General features: G+C 37.5%; 20 protein-coding genes and 2 pseudogenes. 9 read left to right on the forward strand and 13 right to left on the reverse strand.

Features of this window, described 5'->3' with window-relative positions:
• Positions 1 to 326: 326 nt before the first annotated feature.
• Positions 327 to 1,295, reverse strand: a pseudogene (locus K6984_RS27270) (IS30 family transposase); the annotation flags it as partial.
• A gap of 240 nt (positions 1,296 to 1,535) precedes the next feature.
• On the opposite strand from K6984_RS27270, the gene K6984_RS27275 reads away from it, so the two are divergent.
• The 7 genes and pseudogenes from K6984_RS27275 to K6984_RS27300 all read left to right on the forward strand — a co-directional run bounded on the left by K6984_RS27275 (position 1,536) and on the right by K6984_RS27300 (position 8,085).
• On the forward strand, positions 1,536 to 2,834 hold the full coding sequence (locus K6984_RS27275) for a transposase (protein WP_221898227.1): 1,299 nt from the start codon (positions 1,536 to 1,538) through the stop codon (positions 2,832 to 2,834).
• A gap of 197 nt (positions 2,835 to 3,031) precedes the next feature.
• Positions 3,032 to 4,147, forward strand: a complete 1,116-nt coding sequence (locus K6984_RS27280) for a DNA cytosine methyltransferase (protein ID WP_087871207.1) — start codon at positions 3,032 to 3,034, stop codon at positions 4,145 to 4,147.
• Positions 4,147 to 5,205, forward strand: a complete 1,059-nt coding sequence (locus K6984_RS27285) for a restriction endonuclease PLD domain-containing protein (protein WP_221898228.1) — start codon at positions 4,147 to 4,149, stop codon at positions 5,203 to 5,205. Before K6984_RS27280 ends, K6984_RS27285 begins: the two co-directional genes overlap by 1 nt.
• Complete coding sequence (locus K6984_RS27290; RefSeq protein ID WP_221898229.1) at positions 5,206 to 7,101, forward strand: Z1 domain-containing protein; 1,896 nt, start codon at positions 5,206 to 5,208, stop codon at positions 7,099 to 7,101.
• 30 nt (positions 7,102 to 7,131) lie between these two features.
• Positions 7,132 to 7,283 (forward strand): annotated as a pseudogene (locus tag K6984_RS31785) (very short patch repair endonuclease); the annotation flags it as partial.
• 6 nt (positions 7,284 to 7,289) lie between these two features.
• Entirely contained in the window at positions 7,290 to 7,607 is a 318-nt protein-coding gene (locus tag K6984_RS27295; protein WP_230988314.1) for a hypothetical protein, read from the forward strand.
• A 55-nt stretch (positions 7,608 to 7,662) separates the two neighbouring features.
• Positions 7,663 to 8,085, forward strand: a complete 423-nt coding sequence (locus K6984_RS27300; protein WP_221898230.1) for a hypothetical protein — start codon at positions 7,663 to 7,665, stop codon at positions 8,083 to 8,085.
• A 778-nt stretch (positions 8,086 to 8,863) separates the two neighbouring features.
• Here the strand turns inward: K6984_RS27300 and K6984_RS27305 are convergent.
• The 7 genes from K6984_RS27305 to K6984_RS27330 form a co-directional block, all read right to left on the reverse strand.
• Positions 8,864 to 9,103 (reverse strand): hypothetical protein, encoded by a 240-nt coding sequence (locus tag K6984_RS27305; RefSeq protein ID WP_221898231.1) that lies wholly within the window; start codon positions 9,101 to 9,103, stop codon positions 8,864 to 8,866.
• Positions 9,104 to 9,123: 20 nt separating this feature from the next.
• On the reverse strand, positions 9,124 to 9,273 hold the full coding sequence (locus tag K6984_RS27310; RefSeq protein WP_221898232.1) for a hypothetical protein: 150 nt from the start codon (positions 9,271 to 9,273) through the stop codon (positions 9,124 to 9,126).
• A 27-nt stretch (positions 9,274 to 9,300) separates the two neighbouring features.
• On the reverse strand, positions 9,301 to 9,429 hold the full coding sequence (locus tag K6984_RS35175; RefSeq protein WP_263458894.1) for a hypothetical protein: 129 nt from the start codon (positions 9,427 to 9,429) through the stop codon (positions 9,301 to 9,303).
• Positions 9,378 to 10,307, reverse strand: coding sequence for a virulence-associated E family protein (locus tag K6984_RS27315; RefSeq protein ID WP_221898233.1), 930 nt, complete (start codon positions 10,305 to 10,307; stop codon positions 9,378 to 9,380). Before K6984_RS27315 ends, K6984_RS35175 begins: the two co-directional genes overlap by 52 nt.
• Positions 10,308 to 10,541: 234 nt before the next feature.
• Positions 10,542 to 11,708 carry a toprim domain-containing protein gene (locus K6984_RS27320; protein ID WP_221898234.1) on the reverse strand — a complete coding sequence of 389 codons (1,167 nt, stop codon included), beginning with the start codon at positions 11,706 to 11,708 and terminating at the stop codon, positions 10,542 to 10,544.
• Between the two features lie 2 nt (positions 11,709 to 11,710).
• Positions 11,711 to 11,959 (reverse strand): plasmid mobilization relaxosome protein MobC, encoded by a 249-nt coding sequence (gene mobC, locus K6984_RS36750; RefSeq protein ID WP_420831732.1) that lies wholly within the window; start codon positions 11,957 to 11,959, stop codon positions 11,711 to 11,713.
• Complete coding sequence (locus K6984_RS27330; RefSeq protein WP_221898236.1) at positions 11,959 to 12,282, reverse strand: hypothetical protein; 324 nt, start codon at positions 12,280 to 12,282, stop codon at positions 11,959 to 11,961. Before K6984_RS27330 ends, mobC begins: the two co-directional genes overlap by 1 nt.
• On the opposite strand from K6984_RS27330, the gene K6984_RS27335 reads away from it, so the two are divergent.
• Together K6984_RS27335 and K6984_RS35180 are read left to right on the forward strand one after the other, a co-directional pair.
• Complete coding sequence (locus tag K6984_RS27335) at positions 12,239 to 12,484, forward strand: hypothetical protein (protein WP_221898237.1); 246 nt, start codon at positions 12,239 to 12,241, stop codon at positions 12,482 to 12,484. The genes K6984_RS27330 and K6984_RS27335 overlap by 44 nt on opposite strands.
• Positions 12,485 to 12,486: 2 nt before the next feature.
• Positions 12,487 to 12,615, forward strand: a complete 129-nt coding sequence (locus K6984_RS35180) for a hypothetical protein (RefSeq protein ID WP_263458895.1) — start codon at positions 12,487 to 12,489, stop codon at positions 12,613 to 12,615.
• A gap of 707 nt (positions 12,616 to 13,322) precedes the next feature.
• Here K6984_RS35180 and repC read toward each other — a convergent pair.
• From repC to parA, 5 genes are all read right to left on the reverse strand, one after another.
• A complete protein-coding gene (repC, locus tag K6984_RS27340; RefSeq protein WP_221898238.1) occupies positions 13,323 to 14,060 on the reverse strand; it encodes a replication protein C, IncQ-type in 738 nt (245 codons plus the stop codon).
• Entirely contained in the window at positions 14,035 to 14,169 is a 135-nt protein-coding gene (locus K6984_RS35185; protein WP_263458896.1) for a hypothetical protein, read from the reverse strand. Before K6984_RS35185 ends, repC begins: the two co-directional genes overlap by 26 nt.
• Complete coding sequence (locus tag K6984_RS27345) at positions 14,169 to 15,185, reverse strand: AAA family ATPase (protein WP_221898239.1); 1,017 nt, start codon at positions 15,183 to 15,185, stop codon at positions 14,169 to 14,171. The genes K6984_RS35185 and K6984_RS27345 overlap by 1 nt, the downstream gene beginning before the upstream one ends.
• A gap of 262 nt (positions 15,186 to 15,447) precedes the next feature.
• Entirely contained in the window at positions 15,448 to 15,687 is a 240-nt protein-coding gene (locus K6984_RS27350; protein WP_221898240.1) for a hypothetical protein, read from the reverse strand.
• On the reverse strand, positions 15,684 to 16,322 hold the full coding sequence (gene parA / locus K6984_RS27355) for a ParA family partition ATPase (protein WP_221898241.1): 639 nt from the start codon (positions 16,320 to 16,322) through the stop codon (positions 15,684 to 15,686). Before parA ends, K6984_RS27350 begins: the two co-directional genes overlap by 4 nt.
• Positions 16,323 to 16,517 lie beyond the last annotated feature (195 nt).

Consider the following 16,517-nt stretch of genomic DNA (forward strand, 5'->3'; position numbering starts at 1 on the left):
TTAATTTACACCGTCATCAGCACCCATAAGCATCTTCATTTTGCCCTGATTCTACGCAAATAGCGTTAATAAACGCTGTTAAAAAACTGAACCACTGAAATTGTTAATAAATCCCCTGTTAAAGAATGGCTTTAAAGATCAGGGTACGGACTACGGCAGATTTTAGAGGTAATATTTAGTTTCCATTTTGCCACCGCTTACCTCCGGCAATGAAAAAGGTTCTGTCGCAATAAGGTATAGGTATAAAAATAGTTTCTAACCAGTTTTTTTTAAAAAGGTTTACAATATTTTAAAATGTAATATCACAATAGTGTAATTACCTGAATTCAAGTCATAAGTGCATAACCCAATAAATTTTTCATATCTATCCCAGTCAGCTCTTCAAATACCTCATAAGGTGTTTTGTAATTGAGACACTTTTTAGGGCGACTATTTAGCTTATCAACGGCTATAAAAACCTCTTTTATCGTAACATCAATCAACTCCATTACTTTAGGGAAATACTGTCTTAATAAGCCATTAGCATTCTCATTTTGCCCTCTTTCCCAAGAGCTGTATGGAGTCGAAAAATACGTATCACAACCTAGTGCTTCTGCTACTTTTTCATGCAGGGTAAACTCTTTCCCGTTATCAAAAGTAATTGTTTTAACAAAGCTTTTTATAGGATCAAGCATTAAAATAGTTGCGTCTAATACATATTGAGCCTTTTTCCCCGCTAAAGGGAAGGCCAACCGTAATTTAGAGACTCGCTCATCCAACGTTACAATCGCCCCTTTGTGATTTTTCCCAATGATTGTATCTGCCTCCCAATCACCTATACGCTTACGGTTGTTGACCTCTTCAGGACGCTCATCTATATCGACTCTATTAGGGATTCCTGTCCTATTATGGGCTGACCCATAACGCTTGCGATAGGTTTTGTTCTGATGCCGAAGATGCTTGTATAGTTCACCCCCTGCCTTTTTGTCCGCCAGAATATGCTGGTAGATTGTTTCATGATGAAGACTAATTATACCCTCTTGTTTTAACCGCCCTGCAATCTGCTCAGGACTCCAGTCATCCTCAATGCGAACATTAACAATGCCTTTTATTTCATCCGTTAATTTAACCTCTTTAGGCTTGTTTTTGTGTCGTTCTTGGGCAAAATCTTCTGCTTGTTTATGTCTGTAGCCTCTTTGACCTGTATTGCGTTTAATCTCGCGTGAAATATTGCTTTGGCTTCGTTCTAAGGCTTCTGCTATTTTATTCTGTGAAGTTACCTTTTTTAATTCAATTTCTATATAATATCTTTCTTCAGCACATCATCAGTGTTCCCATTGAAAGAAGAAGTACCTAAACAAAGCAGCCTATAACCTACTTGAAGGTAGCACCACTCGAATATTTCCATCTTTTTGATTTTAATCACTTATAACAGCAAATAGACACTCTGTAGGCACCGTAAAAAAACAACAAATAATTTCAAATAAAGCTTGCATTTGCCGAAAAGATTTTTCTAAAAATTTCCGTTTTAATCACCTCATAAACGGATATCACCCATGCTTAAAGACCTACCACTCTCTGAACATATTCACCAACACTGCAATGAAAGTATGGAACGAGCCCTGTTAGCAGAGCGTCATCCTTTGTGGGCTCGTTCATGCCCAGAGTTGAAGGATATCGACTTTATTCGCCTTGGGTTATTACGCTGTATCAGTGTAGTCGATAGTGGTCGCCATTTCCTCCAAACCAATGAACAGATTTATGGCCAGCTGCTTCCCCACTCAACGTATTTTAAATCACTGAAGTCGCATAGACGAACAAGTATGCTTGAGGCATTTGAACAGCAGAGCTATCATCTTCACTCTGAAACACTGCTATCGCAAGGCATTGATTATCTTAAAGCATTCCCGGAACTTGACGAATACACCATAGAAGCAGCGGATGGACATTTTATTGATCATGCCTGCCATACTGAAAAAAACAGCAAGGGGAAAGTTTATGCGGCCGGGGGGATTTACGCGTTGAATCTCAGAAGTGGGTTGCTCATATTTCTTTGTCTGGTGACAAACGGAACTCAGAGACATCAAGAAATACCTGTGTTACGAGATCATATTGAAAAGCAAAACAAGGGAAATAACAGCTCTCAGAAACATCTCTATGTCTACGATAAAGCCGTCACCGATTTTGTCTGGTGGGATCGGCAGAAACGACATGCTAATTACATGATTTCAATGCTAAAAGAAAAGTCAATTGCGACTCAGGTTGAGTCTATCCCTTTTGACTCCCGCCATGAGATCAATACAGGGGTTGAAGCATACAGTGTGTACGAAAACAAGGGCATCAAATTTAACGTGGTGGATTGCCGTGATCCAGAAACCGGAAAACTTCACCGGTTTGTGACAACCTTGCCAATGACTATTAACCCTGGAACCATTGCCATGCTGTATTTCAAGCGATGGACGATTGAAAAGACATTCAATAACACTAAAAGTAATTTCAAGGAAACTAAAGCTTGGTCTTCCAATACCCGCTCACTTGAAAATCAAATGCGCCTGACTGCAATGAGCTATAATTTAATGCGCGTGTTTGAAGAGATTTCAAAAACACAACAGCCAGAATTGATTCATCCATCGGATAAAAAATATAGCGAGGCTCTGGAGAATAGGCAGCAACAGGCTCAAAAACGAGATCGTTTTGTGAATCCATTATTTTTCCAGGCCAGAATATCTCGTATCAGCTCGTATACCATTCGAGCAGTTCAAAACGCAATAATAACAGGAATGTCTTTACAGTGCTTTATGAGCTCTCTTGTGGCGAGGTTAGTTTCACGGCCTCAATTGATAGGGGAACACTGATGCAGCACATAGGTGTGTATAGCTCATTTGTAGCCTCTGTAAATTGTTTGGTAGCTGTTTACTTTACACCTATGTCTTGTCTTAATTCAACAGGTGTTAGTCTAGCCAATACTTGCAGAGGGTTATGCACTTATTATACGAATTCAAGAGTGATTTTTTTGAAAAATAACCAGATATAAAAGATAGGCATTTTCTAAATGAAAAATAATATAAACAAACCTAAAATACTGTCTCTTTTTTCGGGTTGTGGTGGATTAGACCTTGGGTTTCATGATCAAGGGTATGAAACGATTTGGGCAAATGACTTTAATGAATGGGCTGTTAAAACTTTTAAGAGAAATTTGGGTGATGTGATAACCCATGGTGATATAGAAGAGATTAATCCATATTCTTCAGATATTCCTGATTGCGACTTAATTCTTGGAGGCTTTCCTTGCCAAGATTTTTCTATGATTTGGAAAAGACCTGGACTCAATGGGGAAAGAGGCAACTTATACAAAAGTTTTCTTCGATTTGTTGATGCTAAGAAACCCAAGGCTTTTGTGGCAGAAAATGTTAAGGGGCTACTGACAGCAAATAATAAGAAAGCTATAAAAACCATAATAAAAGATTTTGAAAATATAGCTCCTGGTTATTTGGTTAAGGCTAAACTTTATAATTTTGCCGATTACGGGGTTCCTCAGTTTAGAGAGCGTGTGCTTATTGTAGGAATAAGAGTAGATACGGGCTATGACTTTTCACATCCAAACCCAACACATGGTGCAGATCGAAAATATATTCATGTAACAGCTGGAAAAGCACTAGAGGGTGCAGAAAACGTTCCCTACAATAATGAGCATATGAATATAGCGCCTAAAACTGTAGAAAAATTAAAAATTATTTCGGAAGGGGGGAATTTTACGGATATTCCAAAAGATCATCCCTTATACGTAAAAGGCATGATTAGTCATGTGTATAGACGTATTCACAGGGATGAGCCTGCAAAAACCATAATTGCAGCTGGGGGTGGTGGTACATGGGGATACCATTATCCTGAGCCACGCGCTTTAACAAATAGAGAAAGAGCTAGGCTGCAATCATATCCAGATGACTTTTTTTTTGAAGGATCAAATGCTGAAGTTAGAAGGCAGATAGGTAACTCTGTTCCTCCCGTTGGCGTGTGGGAACTTGCTAAAGCTCTAAAGCCTCTGTTTTCAACTGATTATAAAAAGTGTGATTTATTGTCCATTCATAATGAATTACAAAATCTTTCGATAGAGCAGCGGATAAAACATGATGAAGAACAGCATAGGCTTATATCAAAAAGGGCATAATGGAGCTTTTATTATCTGATATACCACCTCTTAGACTTGGTAACCGCAGTTTTTCTGACTGCTTTGCTAGTCTTGTCCGTAATGCAGATTATATGCGGATTGCATCTGGATATATTTCTACAGAGTCCTTGACAGAAATTAAAAGGATAATTGAGAGTAATAACGGACCTTCTTTAGATTTAATAATAGGAATGCATTATTTCGAAGGCATCACTCGACCTCAATATGAAGCTGCCTCATATTTGAATGAATTTCTTATTTCTTCAGATATGGGAAAGGTTTCTGTAGTCACAACGTTCAAATTACATGGAAAAATGTATTCTTTTGAAAAAGAAGGGGAAGTTTTTGCAGGCATAATGGGTTCATCAAATATAAGCAGTATGATAGATAGCCACCGAAATTATGAAACTGATATATTGCTTACTGAAAAGAGTATTATTTATGAAATCAACAGTTTCTTAAAAAAAACGTCAAATATAACATCTAAACCAATATCCGATTGGTTGCCAGATTCATTTATAGAAAATAATAGACTTCTAAAAGGTCATGAGTCGGTTAGAAAAATAGATAATATAGAATTGTTAAAGATAAATAATGATTTAAACGGTGTGGTTTTTGATATTTCATTGAAGGCAACAAAAAGGCATCAAAAGAGTAATCTTAATGTTTATTTTGGTAAAGGCAGAGAAAATAAAAGCACGGGATTTATAAAACCTCGTCATTGGTATGAAGTAGAAATAATTGTTCCTAAATCTATTACAGATAAGAGAGATTACCCGAAAGCTGGCTTTCCTGATAAAGAAAGTATTATTGATGTTTATACAGATGATGGATGGAAATTTCAGTGCAAAATAAGTGGTGATTACAGCAAAAACTTTCGTTCGAATGATGATCTGAAAATATTAGGTAAATGGATAAAAGGACGGCTTGAAAATGCTGGCGTGTTGCATATAGGAGAGATAGTAACCGAAGAAATTTTAAAAAAGTATGGAAGAGATAGTTTTCAGTTAAAGGGTACTAACAGACATAACGTATGGTTTCTGGATTTTGGGATATAAATGAAAAAAATGCATTTGAAAAACTATTTACAACTTTTGGATGAGAGTGTTACTGGTGTGTCTGATTCAGTGAAGATGACAGTAGATGCTATTGTTCCTAAATATATTAAAAAATTTTCTTATCAGGAACATTTAACCGGCCTTCTTCTCGGGAATGTTCAAAGTGGTAAGACGGGGCAAATGTTTGGAATCATAGCTGCCACTGCGGATGAGCTTTTTCCTCTTTTTATACTGCTCACAATAGATAATATAAAACTTCAGGAGCAGACTTATAAGCGTGCTTTGCAGATGCTTGATACATTTAATGTCTGCGGAGAAAATGACGATGTTCGTTTTATACAAAAAGCATTACGTCAGCCTACTCTCGTTATTTTGAAAAAAAACACTAATATTCTGAAGGCATGGAAAAATCATATTTCTTCCTCTACATTTTGTGAAGGAAGACCAATATTTATTATTGATGATGAAGCAGATGCCGCAAGTCTTAATACGAAAGTTAATCACAAAGAACAAAGCACGATAAACAAACATCTTGAAGATATAAAAAAGATAGCCAGCAGCAGTATATATTTACAGGTAACGGCTACGCCTCAGTCAGTTTTGCTGCAAACCAACTTTTCCACGTGGAAACCGTCTTTTGTTCATTATTTTCCTCCAGGAAAAGGCTATCTTGGGGGCGATTTCTTTTACACAGATAAAGGTTCATATGCTGTACGGATTACAGATGATGAGTTAGATGATTTAAAAGAAGGAAGTGAATATATATCGGATGGCCTGCGTAAAGCTTTATTGTCTTTTCTAGTTTCTAGTGCTCATATTTTTTTATCTGGAGAAAAAGTGTGTAATTTCCTTATTCATCCTAGTGTTAGTATCAAGGATCATGAATCTGTTGCTGACAAAATAAGTGTTTTTCTTAATGAAATGCTGTACGGAGATATGCAAAAAGAATTATTGCCACAAATAACAGATGCATGGAGCGATCTTCAACAAACAAAACCAGATATAAAACCTCTATCCGAAATTAAAGAATTTATTGTGCAGGCCTTAAAAGGCACGGATATTAATATCTTAGTAATGAACTCAAAAAGTAACCATGAAATAGATAAAGATAAAGGAATGAATATAATTGTAGGTGGGAATAGTTTGGGCCGAGGAGTGACATTTCCTATGCTTCAAACCGTTTATTATTGCAGACGTTCAAAACAGCCTCAAGCGGATACTTTCTGGCAGCATTGCCGTATGTTTGGCTATGATAGAGACCCCGGCCTCATGAGGGTATATCTTCCCCCTTTTCTGCTTAAATTATTTACTGATTTAAACAGCGTAAATTCTTCTCTTATAAACCAGGTTGTCAAAAATGGGTTAGATGGAATAAGTCTGCTTTTGCCTCCTGGAATAAAGCCAACTCGTAAGAATGTTATTGATGAAGACTTTCTTAACCTTGTTGTTGGTGGTGTAGATATGTTTGCAAGTTATCCAAAGAAAAAACACGTTAGAGATATTGATTTAATGCTAGATATCTTTGATGATGGCGCGGGATCTTATAATACAGTGACATTAAAATTTATTACTGATCTTTTAGAAAAGCTTGAGAGTGAAAACAAAATAGACTGGGATCATGAGTCGTATATTGATTTTCTTAAAGCTCTTGAGGCGGATAAAAAAGCACAATCAGGAATTCTAATTGTACGTAAAAATAGAGATATAAAAAAAGCACCAAGAACAATGTTGTCAGAAGATGATCGTATGCTTGGAAGAACATTCAAGAATAAGCCAGTATTGACTTTATATCGCATAGTAGGTGAAGACAAAGGATGGGAACATGATGGCGGAGCTAGATGGATGCCCAATATAAGACTGCCTGATAACATGTTTTTTTATAAAACATGTGACTGATCATTTATCTAAAAAAAACGCAGCTGGAACATGTCGCGTATTAAATCAGAAAACACATCACCCGAAATAAAAGTAAAAAGCTGCTTCATAAATTAGGATATAGATTTAGAATTCACTATAAAAAATTACCTGGAAAGCCAGATATAGTCCTTCCTAAACATAAGGTCGTAATATTTGTCCATGCGCTGTTGGTATTTGGTACAGCTTATGCATTATCAGGTTGGGGCAATAAACCTGAGATACCAGTAAGTGAGACTATGCAACCACGGACTGCTGAGGTTGTCAGAGAAACCTTTACTGATTATGTTTCAGAGGTGCCTAGCAAACCAAAGGTGTATGTGGAGATTGATCATGAAGAGTTAGACTTAAATGACCCCTTAGCAAGTCCCTCTTTTGATACGATGGAGGAGGGGGTTTCAATAGTTTCATACAAAGACCAACCAATACCTCAACTCTTTAAAGATATGACAGAGAAAGCTGTTAAAGAGATGGTACACTTCAGTTGAGGAATCAAATGTACGTACGATTTCTAGAGTCCTTGAGCCTAGATTTAAAGATCTGATGTTATCTTATGACGAAGCCGCTAACCAACTGGTTAAAGAACCCGCAAACTTAGAGGGTACGCCATTTGATGATGTGGAACTACTTGGCGCACACACTTCAGGCTCTAATCATGACGGAAAATGGACGAATATATCCCGTTTTTATAAATTCGATGATTTGGGAGTACTGAAACTGAGTGAAGTTGATTATATTACGAGTAGAGGTCGCATACAAATGACTCAGGAGTTAATTAATGAGGATGTTAACGGTAGACCTGCGACATATCTAGTTAATGTGAGTAATTCAGGGGCAGCTGTATCTTTAGTCTCTTGGGCAACGGATTCAAAAAAGTACGGACTGTATGCTGAGAAAAACGGGGCTAAGGATGAGGGGGTGAAACAGAGACTCCTAGAATTGGCACGATCTATCCCAGCGGATTAAAGCACACAGGCGGGTTCTGTCGCAAAAGATACGTATTTGTGTAAACCTGGTTATGAACCTGTTTTTTTTTCTTCGCCCAGGGGGTAAGTAACTTTTTTATCGTATCTGTAATCTTCTATCTTGGGCGCGCCTGATGTTTTTACAATTGAATCCGAGTACTCTAAAAAGGATAACTCACAGTAAATATGGCGCGCGAGATCTTCGCTAAGGCGCTTTATATCGCTTTTAAGGCACTTTAACAGCTAACCCCTACCATACACACCAATTAAGGGTTTGTCGGTCTTTAAGGGGCGCACATGCCACCCAATAAGCGATTGACTAATTGTGGGTATGTGGTTTGTTATAGCTGTTACAGAAAACAAAGATTAAACGGTAAACCATTTCAAAATAAAGAGTTGGCTTATTGCAACAAGCAACAGTATTCTGGGGACTCTTTGCCCTAGGGAGGAAGTAACTTTTTAAACGTCATAATAAAACGCTATTTAGTGTGCAACCTAATATAGATTGTACTATACCTATAATCCTTTTATAATCAAAGACTAGGGTTACTGTCACGTACAACCTATGGATATTTATACGAAATCATTGCATTTACAATTTAGGGTTTTATAGTTACCCCTCTTTTTTGGTTTAATTACTGCAATCCCTTGTTCATCAGAGCAATTTGAGTAGACCTTTAATTTAGCAGACTCTCAGCCCTAGGGGAAAGTAACTTTTTTTAGCGTATACTCGATATATGAAGATTCCCTTATATAAGAAAATACAAGGGAATCTGACTCTAATGGGTTGAGCTATCAGCTTTACTTAAAGGCGGCATAAAATAAGTCCTCCTGTTGTGCTTCACATTAAGACCCTTTAACACTTTTTTTACAGCCATCTGGTTCGATCTGTTATTTATTATATTCTTAGGTAACTCATTTATTATCTCGGAGCTAGTCATTTTTATTGTTCTATTGCTAAGTGCCTCACCAGTTTTGTCAGCAGTAAACTCAAACACCTCCAAAACTATATCTTTCAATGACCTATTGTCAGGATAGCCTAAGATTTCCGCACGTAGAGCCTCTTCCGCTGAAAATCAGGGAAACGGAGCCTAAGCGAAGTGAAGATTTTTAGTCCGCGATAGCCGTAGGGCCGTTGTTTTGTCGGAGTCTGAGCGTTAGCGAAGGTGGAGACAAAATAAAAGGCCATCCGACACGGCGTCAAGTCATTTGGAGCCTATGTTCCGACCCCTTGTCGGGTCGGGACGAGGTGACGAGGACGAATCGGGGCCGCCGGAGGCATAAGTGGTCGCGTTAAGTTTTTGCTGCTTGCTTGGGCTGGGATGCCCAAAACAAGCTTTCGCAAAAATAGCGACTCCCCGCTTCGGGCGTAAGCCACCATTGCTCACCATGTGTATAGGCATGCCAGATAAACGCCCACAAGTCTGTATAATCAAAATTAGAAACGCGTGGATAATCTAACCGACCTTTAGCAATAACGGGTAGAAATCTTCTATCCCACCTAGTACCTTTGGGTGGATATTCTCCCTCAACAGAAGTCATACACGATACATGCCTACGTATGATTGTAGGTTTTCTAGCGTATGTTAATCTTATTTCATCCACCTCTTTTGCCAAAAATACTTTTAACTCGGGCAGCCCTTTCTTCTTCAACGCAGGGCCTAGGTCTGCAAGTTCAGGTATCCAACACCTAAGAATATTAAGCATAGAATCCCGGTCTTTTGTATCTAGTCGAACAGAGTCTTTTATGTATTTATGAAGTTCCGCAGGGAGTAGGTATTTAATAAATGAAGATTTATGGAGTCCTTGATCTCCACCTAGCACCAGCACACATTCATATTTGGGGACGGCATCCGGATGCTTACCTTCATGCTTTGCCATATCAGCCGCCGCGCAACACTGTATTAGCCATCTATACATGGCGACCTTAACCCATTCCTTATCTTCCACTGGCAAATTATCTACAAGTTCATGGACTGGGTTATTTGTCTTGGTGCGTGTAATGCCTGTAAGCCAATCTCTAACGGGATTAATAACATTACTTTCAATGATAGATTCTAACTGTTCATCAACAATCGTCCTGCTAAGTTTGTAGTTCCTACAAATAACTTTGGTGTACGCTATCAAGTCTTTCAGTTCATTTCCTTCTACGCCTGAAGAGCCTTTTATTGCTGCCGCGTTTGAAATTTCATCATAACTGGCATCCACGCCAAAACGTTTCATCAGCCCTTCAAGTTCTCCACGTTCTCCGGGGCTGACAGCGTTAGAGTTTACTACGCAGGCTGTAGTTCACCTCCTGCCCAAATCTTCTTAAAGGCATACTCGCAAGCTGCTCTTCAGTCAAGCCAACCTCGGGTTGTGTTGTTGGCTTCTCATGTGTTGGCTCCTCTGGGTAATGATACCCCCCTGTTTTCTGGGGAAGGGGACAGATAAACATTGTTGTTTGTTATAGATAATTTATCTGTCCCCTTTTTCAATAAATACGGTTGTTTTTTCTTCTTTCAAATCATTATTCCAATCTTTCCCTTCAGGAATATCTCTTTCGACAGATAAAACAACACCTTTAACATATTTTTCTATTTTTTCAGCAAAAACATCTCCAGAATTGTCATTATCAGTCGCAATCACAATATTCTTACCATTACTTAGTTTTTTGATTAATAAAAGCTGCTCATCACTCATCTGACCGCAAAAACTCATATACGCTACGTCTGCGCCCGTCTCCTTAAGTTCCGCATGTGACAGTGCATCTATTCCCGCCTCACAAATAACCACCACTTCAGCCTTATTTATATTATTTGACCTCCAAATCCCTTTCTCGCCGCCTTTGCTAAAAAAAGTAAAACTTTTTCCTGTATTTCCATTTGCATCAAAAACAGCAGATTTTCCTTTATTTTTTTGTTCGTACCCACAAACTTCATTATCTTTATTGTAATGAATGAAAGTAACATTTTTCCATGGCTCATCCTGAAGTACTAAAAACCGCTTATCTTTCAGCGTTTCTTCTGAAATACCGCGACTTTTAAGATAACTATTTTTTACATCCAAAACCTTCATTACCGACACTTCAGATCTAACTTTAATTAAATCTTTTTCCGTCTTTTGAGGCTTTTTCAGTTCAGGAAGATTTTTAATATCAGGATGCCCCGCAAATTTTCTTAAAATTTTACGTACATAACCTAAATTACAGTTTTCTTCCTCCTTACACATATCAATAACAGTCTTTGCACCCATATTCGGATTTTCAAAATAAATACCATGGCCGTCTGCAGCTGTGCAAATCGTAATTTTCTGTGAATTTTCAGACTTACCCATAACTATAAATCCTTTTGAAGATTTTCGCTTAACCACTTGGTAACCATGACATGCAGCGTATTCAGCCAGGTTTATTTCTGTTTTAAATCGATCCAGTTCTGCATCGCTATTTTTAATCACTCTATCAATACATCCCTTAATAATTTCACTACATTTTGATATTGTTTGCTCAAAAGCTCTACTTGCCTTGTTAAGTGAGATAATTGCTCTGTTAAAATCTCCCGCTACTCCTGATGCTTCAACTCCAACTCTTTGATCGATAGCTCCTTTACCTGGCCCCGTACCACGATTTATAACCTTAATCATCATAGTTAATCCCTCACGTCTTCAAAAGCAAGAGAGGGCAGGAGGGGATTTGATATTAATGGCTTTAATTCGTTTTCTATCGCTTTTAATTGCATGAATAATTCAATAGCACTGATTTCATCAGTGTATGCATTACACCAATGAGAAATCTGATTCAAATTTTTACCAATACGAACTATTTGTCTGATTTCTTCACGCTCATCTTCGATATTTTTTAAGGATAAAGTTAAAACTTTATCCAGGCTAAGCCTAATTAACTCGTTAGCAAATTATTACATAAACCAAGCATTAAAATTTTCTTTCTAGCTGATAATGAATCCCCGCCAGCACATATAGAATCTGAGGAAGATCTAGAAAATATCAAAAAAAGAGGGAGAACATTAATTATTGCTACGCGTGATTTTAACCACTCCGATTTCATAAAGACCCTGGATGATTCAAGAACATTATTTAATAAGTACCTACAGGCGCGCCATGCTACCTCACGAAATTCCGGGACTCCTGTCGCCATAATTCTTTCACCTACGCAGCGGATGGGAGATGCCATGAACGCCCTGCGTCCGCAACGACTACGCACAAAAGCCGCTTCGTCATTACTACCTCACTGGCTGGACGGCTATTCAGAATGCAATTCTTGCTCCTCTCGCGTGCTGCTAGCACACGTCGAATCAGCGAATTGCCCTGTCGCCTATCAGGGACTAAAAATCACCACTTCGCTAAGCTCCGTTTCCATGATTTTCAGCGAAAGAAAAAATAAAAGAGCAAAACCTAAAAAATGAAAATGGCAAAAGACCTAGTTCCGGGCAAAGATCAACAGCAAAACCGACAGTTATTGATTTCAATGCTAACAGCATTACATACAGTTACACCAGCGCATATAGGTCTTCAGAAGTCTCTCATCGTGACATAAAAGACCTGTTTGAATACAAAATTGAAAAACTTGAAATATCACTAGATAATTCAACAAAGAATAAACAATACAAACGTATTGCTGATTACGAGGGTCGGTTAAAAACATTAAGATCACAAGAAAAAGAATTTAATCTAATTGAAGAAGAAATCATTGGTCGAGTAAAATCTGGTTTTGCTTTAAACCTAAGAGCTAAGGGCACTCAGGGAGCGAAAAACTTCAGAATCAAAAACATATCAATCATATTCTCAAAAAATCCATCAGAAGCCTCTATGGAGCCAGCAAACAAACACAACAGACCCAACCTTTATGGAGAGTGCTTGCTTGAAATAAAAGAGTTAAATATTGAAATATACAAAATATAAACTATCTTACAGGGAGATGTTTCTTTTGTTTTAATAATTTAAAAACTATCAATTCCCCTCCTGCCCTTTTTACGACGATTTTAAATAAATCAGTTGTCTTGAAGCTGAAAGCAAAAGACTCTTTACAAGTATTTCTAGATACTACTAGTTACTTGTAGGTACTAGTAGAAGAGAAAAAACAAAAAACCCTACACGCCATATATAACAGTATATAGAGCGATTTTTTAAAAACATAAAGTACACGCCATTTACGTATAAAGTACACGCCATTTACGTATAAAGTACACGCCATTTACGTATAAAGTACACGCCATTTACGTATAAAGTACCAACCCAACAAAGTCATTTAATTTTTTTTGGCCTCGAAATGTGATACTTATTTTTTACATCATCATCCTTGACACAACTCCAACCACCAAGCGAACCTACTTCCTTTATCGCCTCTTTCAACCTATCTCTTTTATTACTAACACTTTGTTTGCTCGCCTTACTTTCACCCCAAACATGACTCATCAATGAGTCTATCATTACCCCTCCCCCGTAACCCAAGGCTTTCCCTGGTCTTATATTAGATGATAACCAGGCATGCAAGACTTTAGCGACAGGACTTTTCATTTTAAAACGCTCATGAAGCGAAACCTGAATGAAACCCCCTCCATCTTCCCCTAAAATCGCATTTGCAAGCCTCCAATTTAAAGAAATTTTAAAGTTATCATCTTTATATTCGCTACTAATTACATTTGAATTAGCACCACGATTAGAGCCTTTCATTTTTCTATGTACAACTAAAGTTTGTAGATCAGTCAAATACCACGATAATTGCTTATAATTTGCTCCAGACCGACCCAGCCCTGCATCAGTCAATAAATTAGCAGCATTAACCTCAACAATGGCCAACGGCTCCGTCTGAGCGTCATCACCAACCTTTAACAAGTTGATTCCGTTAAAATGCCTAAAATCATCTTTAACAATCAATTCACCGTTCCTGCCTACCCGCGCGCAAATAGCTAACAGTACAGACTGATGAGCAGCGCCTAATTGAACTCCTCTAAACTCAATAATCCCCCCCATCCCAATCATGGACTATGTTAATTGCCTTATCTTTATCAGCAATAGGAACAAAAAGACCATCAACAAAAAATGCAGGATCAACCTTTGCATAGTCTGATTTTTTTACTACTGTTTTCATTACAATCGCCCATTATTTCTATCATACTTAATTTTATTACCTTCCTTTTTATTAATGATCGGAGGCAACTCTGTTTTAAACATAACACCATTTTCATCTTTCAAGAGCCATGCGTCTTCCGCATCATCACCATAATTAATTTTAGGTAAACCCATATTAATATATTTTTTATACTTATTAGTTTCTGTATCAATACCACGCTCTTCCGCTTCCTCTTTTCCCATTCTTCTCATTCGCGCAGCCCAACGAGCATTATCACCGATGCTTGAAGCACCTCTGATCGCTGATATACCTGCATCTGAATCATTCAGACCGAGTTTATTTTCGTGATGAATAAGAATCACCGCAGCTCCAGTTATAGATGCAATAAATTCAAACCATTTCAAAACCTGAGACATAACACCTGTATCATTTTCATTTCCTGAATGACAACGTCTAAGTGTATCAAAAACAATTAATTTTACCCCCCTCACTTTTTTACATTCCTCAATAACCCAGTCCCCGTCAACTGTTTGCTCACCTTTATCATTTAAAAAAGTAGCTTGTTTACCATGCAGTGCATGAAAAGTGACACCAGATAAAGCATCGTTTACCCACTCTTCATCAAAATCCCACTCCTTATGTATTTTTTCACCATCAACATTTTGTATTCCTTTTTCTCTAATATTTTTCCTATACGAGTTAGCGATATTAAAAAATCGTTGATGAATAATCTCAACTGGATCTTCGAGATTAAAATAAATAACAGCACCAGCCCCCCCCTTAACCTTAGCTGCCCCACCCAAACCAAAATCACAAGAACCACCCACGGCTACTTGCAAAACAGCCTGATTCATCCAGAATGATTTACCAACCCCTCCACCAGCAGAAATAATACCAACAGTACCCACTGGCAAAGCCGGAAAAACATACTCAATATCTGGCGGCAATGTATCACTCATACTGATTAAATCGAGTGGTATAGACTCTATTTTTGATTTTCCTTTAATTTCTTCTGTTTTTTCTATATCATTCATATTTAATAATCTTTCGTTATCAGTAACTACTCAGCGTATTTTTTAACTTTAAAATCAAATGGATATATTTTAATTTAACCTGACTTTAGTCATTTTCACCTTTAAAAAGGGGTGAAAATTGGACTAAAATTCAGAGAGATACATTAATTATTATTTTAAATAAATCTGTTATGAGTTTAAATTACGCTGAGTAGTTACCGTTATCATTGTTAAAAGCACATTAACTGAGTGGCCGCTCGTTAATGTGTAACATTTTATTGCTTCATTTACTCATTTGTTCATTTGAATTTCTACTCAAATACTCATTGATTAATTTAATTGTCAGTTCGTTCAATTTTAATCCATCCCGTGCCGCTTGAATTTTAAAATCTCTTTTTAAAGAAGCTGGCAACTCCACATTCAAACGCTGAGTAGCCTCCTGAATCTCCTCTATTTCCTGGACAGCTTCAATCGCTTTTTCTTTATTTGTTGGTCGACCTGAACTCAATGTTTTTTTACTCACTTTAAAAACTCCAGTATTTCATTTTTTATGGATATAATTTCTTTTTCTGCGCTGTTATTACCATTTTCAAAGTCTAAAACAGTAGATCCTGTAGCTGCACTTTTCGCATAAATAATTTTTTGAGAAGTGAAAGTTTTAAAAACTGGCAACCCATACCCCTCAAGAGCCTCACCAACCTCTTTACTCAGATTAGTATTTTTTATAGCCCTTGAAATAATAAAAGCCGCTAAAGGTTTTCCATCCGTCACATCCTGGCGAGCTTTAATGACATCAACCAGATCATCGCATGCCCACACGTCATACGGTGACGGCTGAACCGGTATTAAAATCAAATCAGAGCATTTAATGGCTGCAACCGCTAATTCAGCAATCTGGGGCGCTCCATCAATAATAATAAAATCTTTACCGCTTTTAACAGATTGAATATCTTTAGCTAAAGTGGATCTATCCAAACCAATGACAGGGACCAATGCCCCATCCCCAGCCGCATTCCAATCTCTAGCTGACCCTTGCGGGTCGCTATCAACAAGCAAGACCTCACATTCATCTAACTGTAACGACCTCGCAATATTTGTTGAAAGAGTTGTTTTTCCAGCGCCACCTTTCTGATTTAATATAGCTATTATCTTAGTCATAATTCATTTGTTATTTTGATAAAATGATAAAAACTTCATTTTATCAAAGAATAATCACCTCATCAACCTACTTTAGCCAGTTTATTCTAAAAAAGATAACTACACCACAAATATTTCATTTACACAATTATTAAAAACTTCATTTTATCATAAAAACAATTACTCACCAAGCCTTTGACGTTAAAAAAACAAGTG

The organism is Bathymodiolus japonicus methanotrophic gill symbiont (assembly GCF_019721995.1).
GTDB lineage: Bacteria > Pseudomonadota > Gammaproteobacteria > Methylococcales > Methylomonadaceae > Methyloprofundus.

Excerpts from the sequence above, each read along its gene's own strand:
- K6984_RS27275 (WP_221898227.1), top strand. The coding sequence starts at position 1,536 with ATGCTTAAAGACCTACCACTCTCTGAACATATTCACCAACACTGCAAT.
- K6984_RS27280 (WP_087871207.1), top strand. The coding sequence starts at position 3,032 with ATGAAAAATAATATAAACAAACCTAAAATACTGTCTCTTTTTTCGGGT.
- K6984_RS27285 (WP_221898228.1), top strand. The coding sequence starts at position 4,147 with ATGGAGCTTTTATTATCTGATATACCACCTCTTAGACTTGGTAACCGC.
- K6984_RS27290 (WP_221898229.1), top strand. The coding sequence starts at position 5,206 with ATGAAAAAAATGCATTTGAAAAACTATTTACAACTTTTGGATGAGAGT.
- K6984_RS27300 (WP_221898230.1), top strand. The coding sequence starts at position 7,663 with ATGTTATCTTATGACGAAGCCGCTAACCAACTGGTTAAAGAACCCGCA.
- K6984_RS27310 (WP_221898232.1), bottom strand. The coding sequence starts at position 9,273 with ATGGCCTTTTATTTTGTCTCCACCTTCGCTAACGCTCAGACTCCGACA.
- K6984_RS27315 (WP_221898233.1), bottom strand. The coding sequence starts at position 10,307 with ATGAAACGTTTTGGCGTGGATGCCAGTTATGATGAAATTTCAAACGCG.
- K6984_RS27320 (WP_221898234.1), bottom strand. The coding sequence starts at position 11,708 with ATGATGATTAAGGTTATAAATCGTGGTACGGGGCCAGGTAAAGGAGCT.
- K6984_RS27335 (WP_221898237.1), top strand. The coding sequence starts at position 12,239 with ATGGGAGATGCCATGAACGCCCTGCGTCCGCAACGACTACGCACAAAA.
- K6984_RS35180 (WP_263458895.1), top strand. The coding sequence starts at position 12,487 with ATGGCAAAAGACCTAGTTCCGGGCAAAGATCAACAGCAAAACCGACAG.
- repC (WP_221898238.1), bottom strand. The coding sequence starts at position 14,060 with ATGATTGGGATGGGGGGGATTATTGAGTTTAGAGGAGTTCAATTAGGC.
- K6984_RS35185 (WP_263458896.1), bottom strand. The coding sequence starts at position 14,169 with ATGAAAACAGTAGTAAAAAAATCAGACTATGCAAAGGTTGATCCTGCA.
- K6984_RS27345 (WP_221898239.1), bottom strand. The coding sequence starts at position 15,185 with ATGAATGATATAGAAAAAACAGAAGAAATTAAAGGAAAATCAAAAATA.
- parA (WP_221898241.1), bottom strand. The coding sequence starts at position 16,322 with ATGACTAAGATAATAGCTATATTAAATCAGAAAGGTGGCGCTGGAAAA.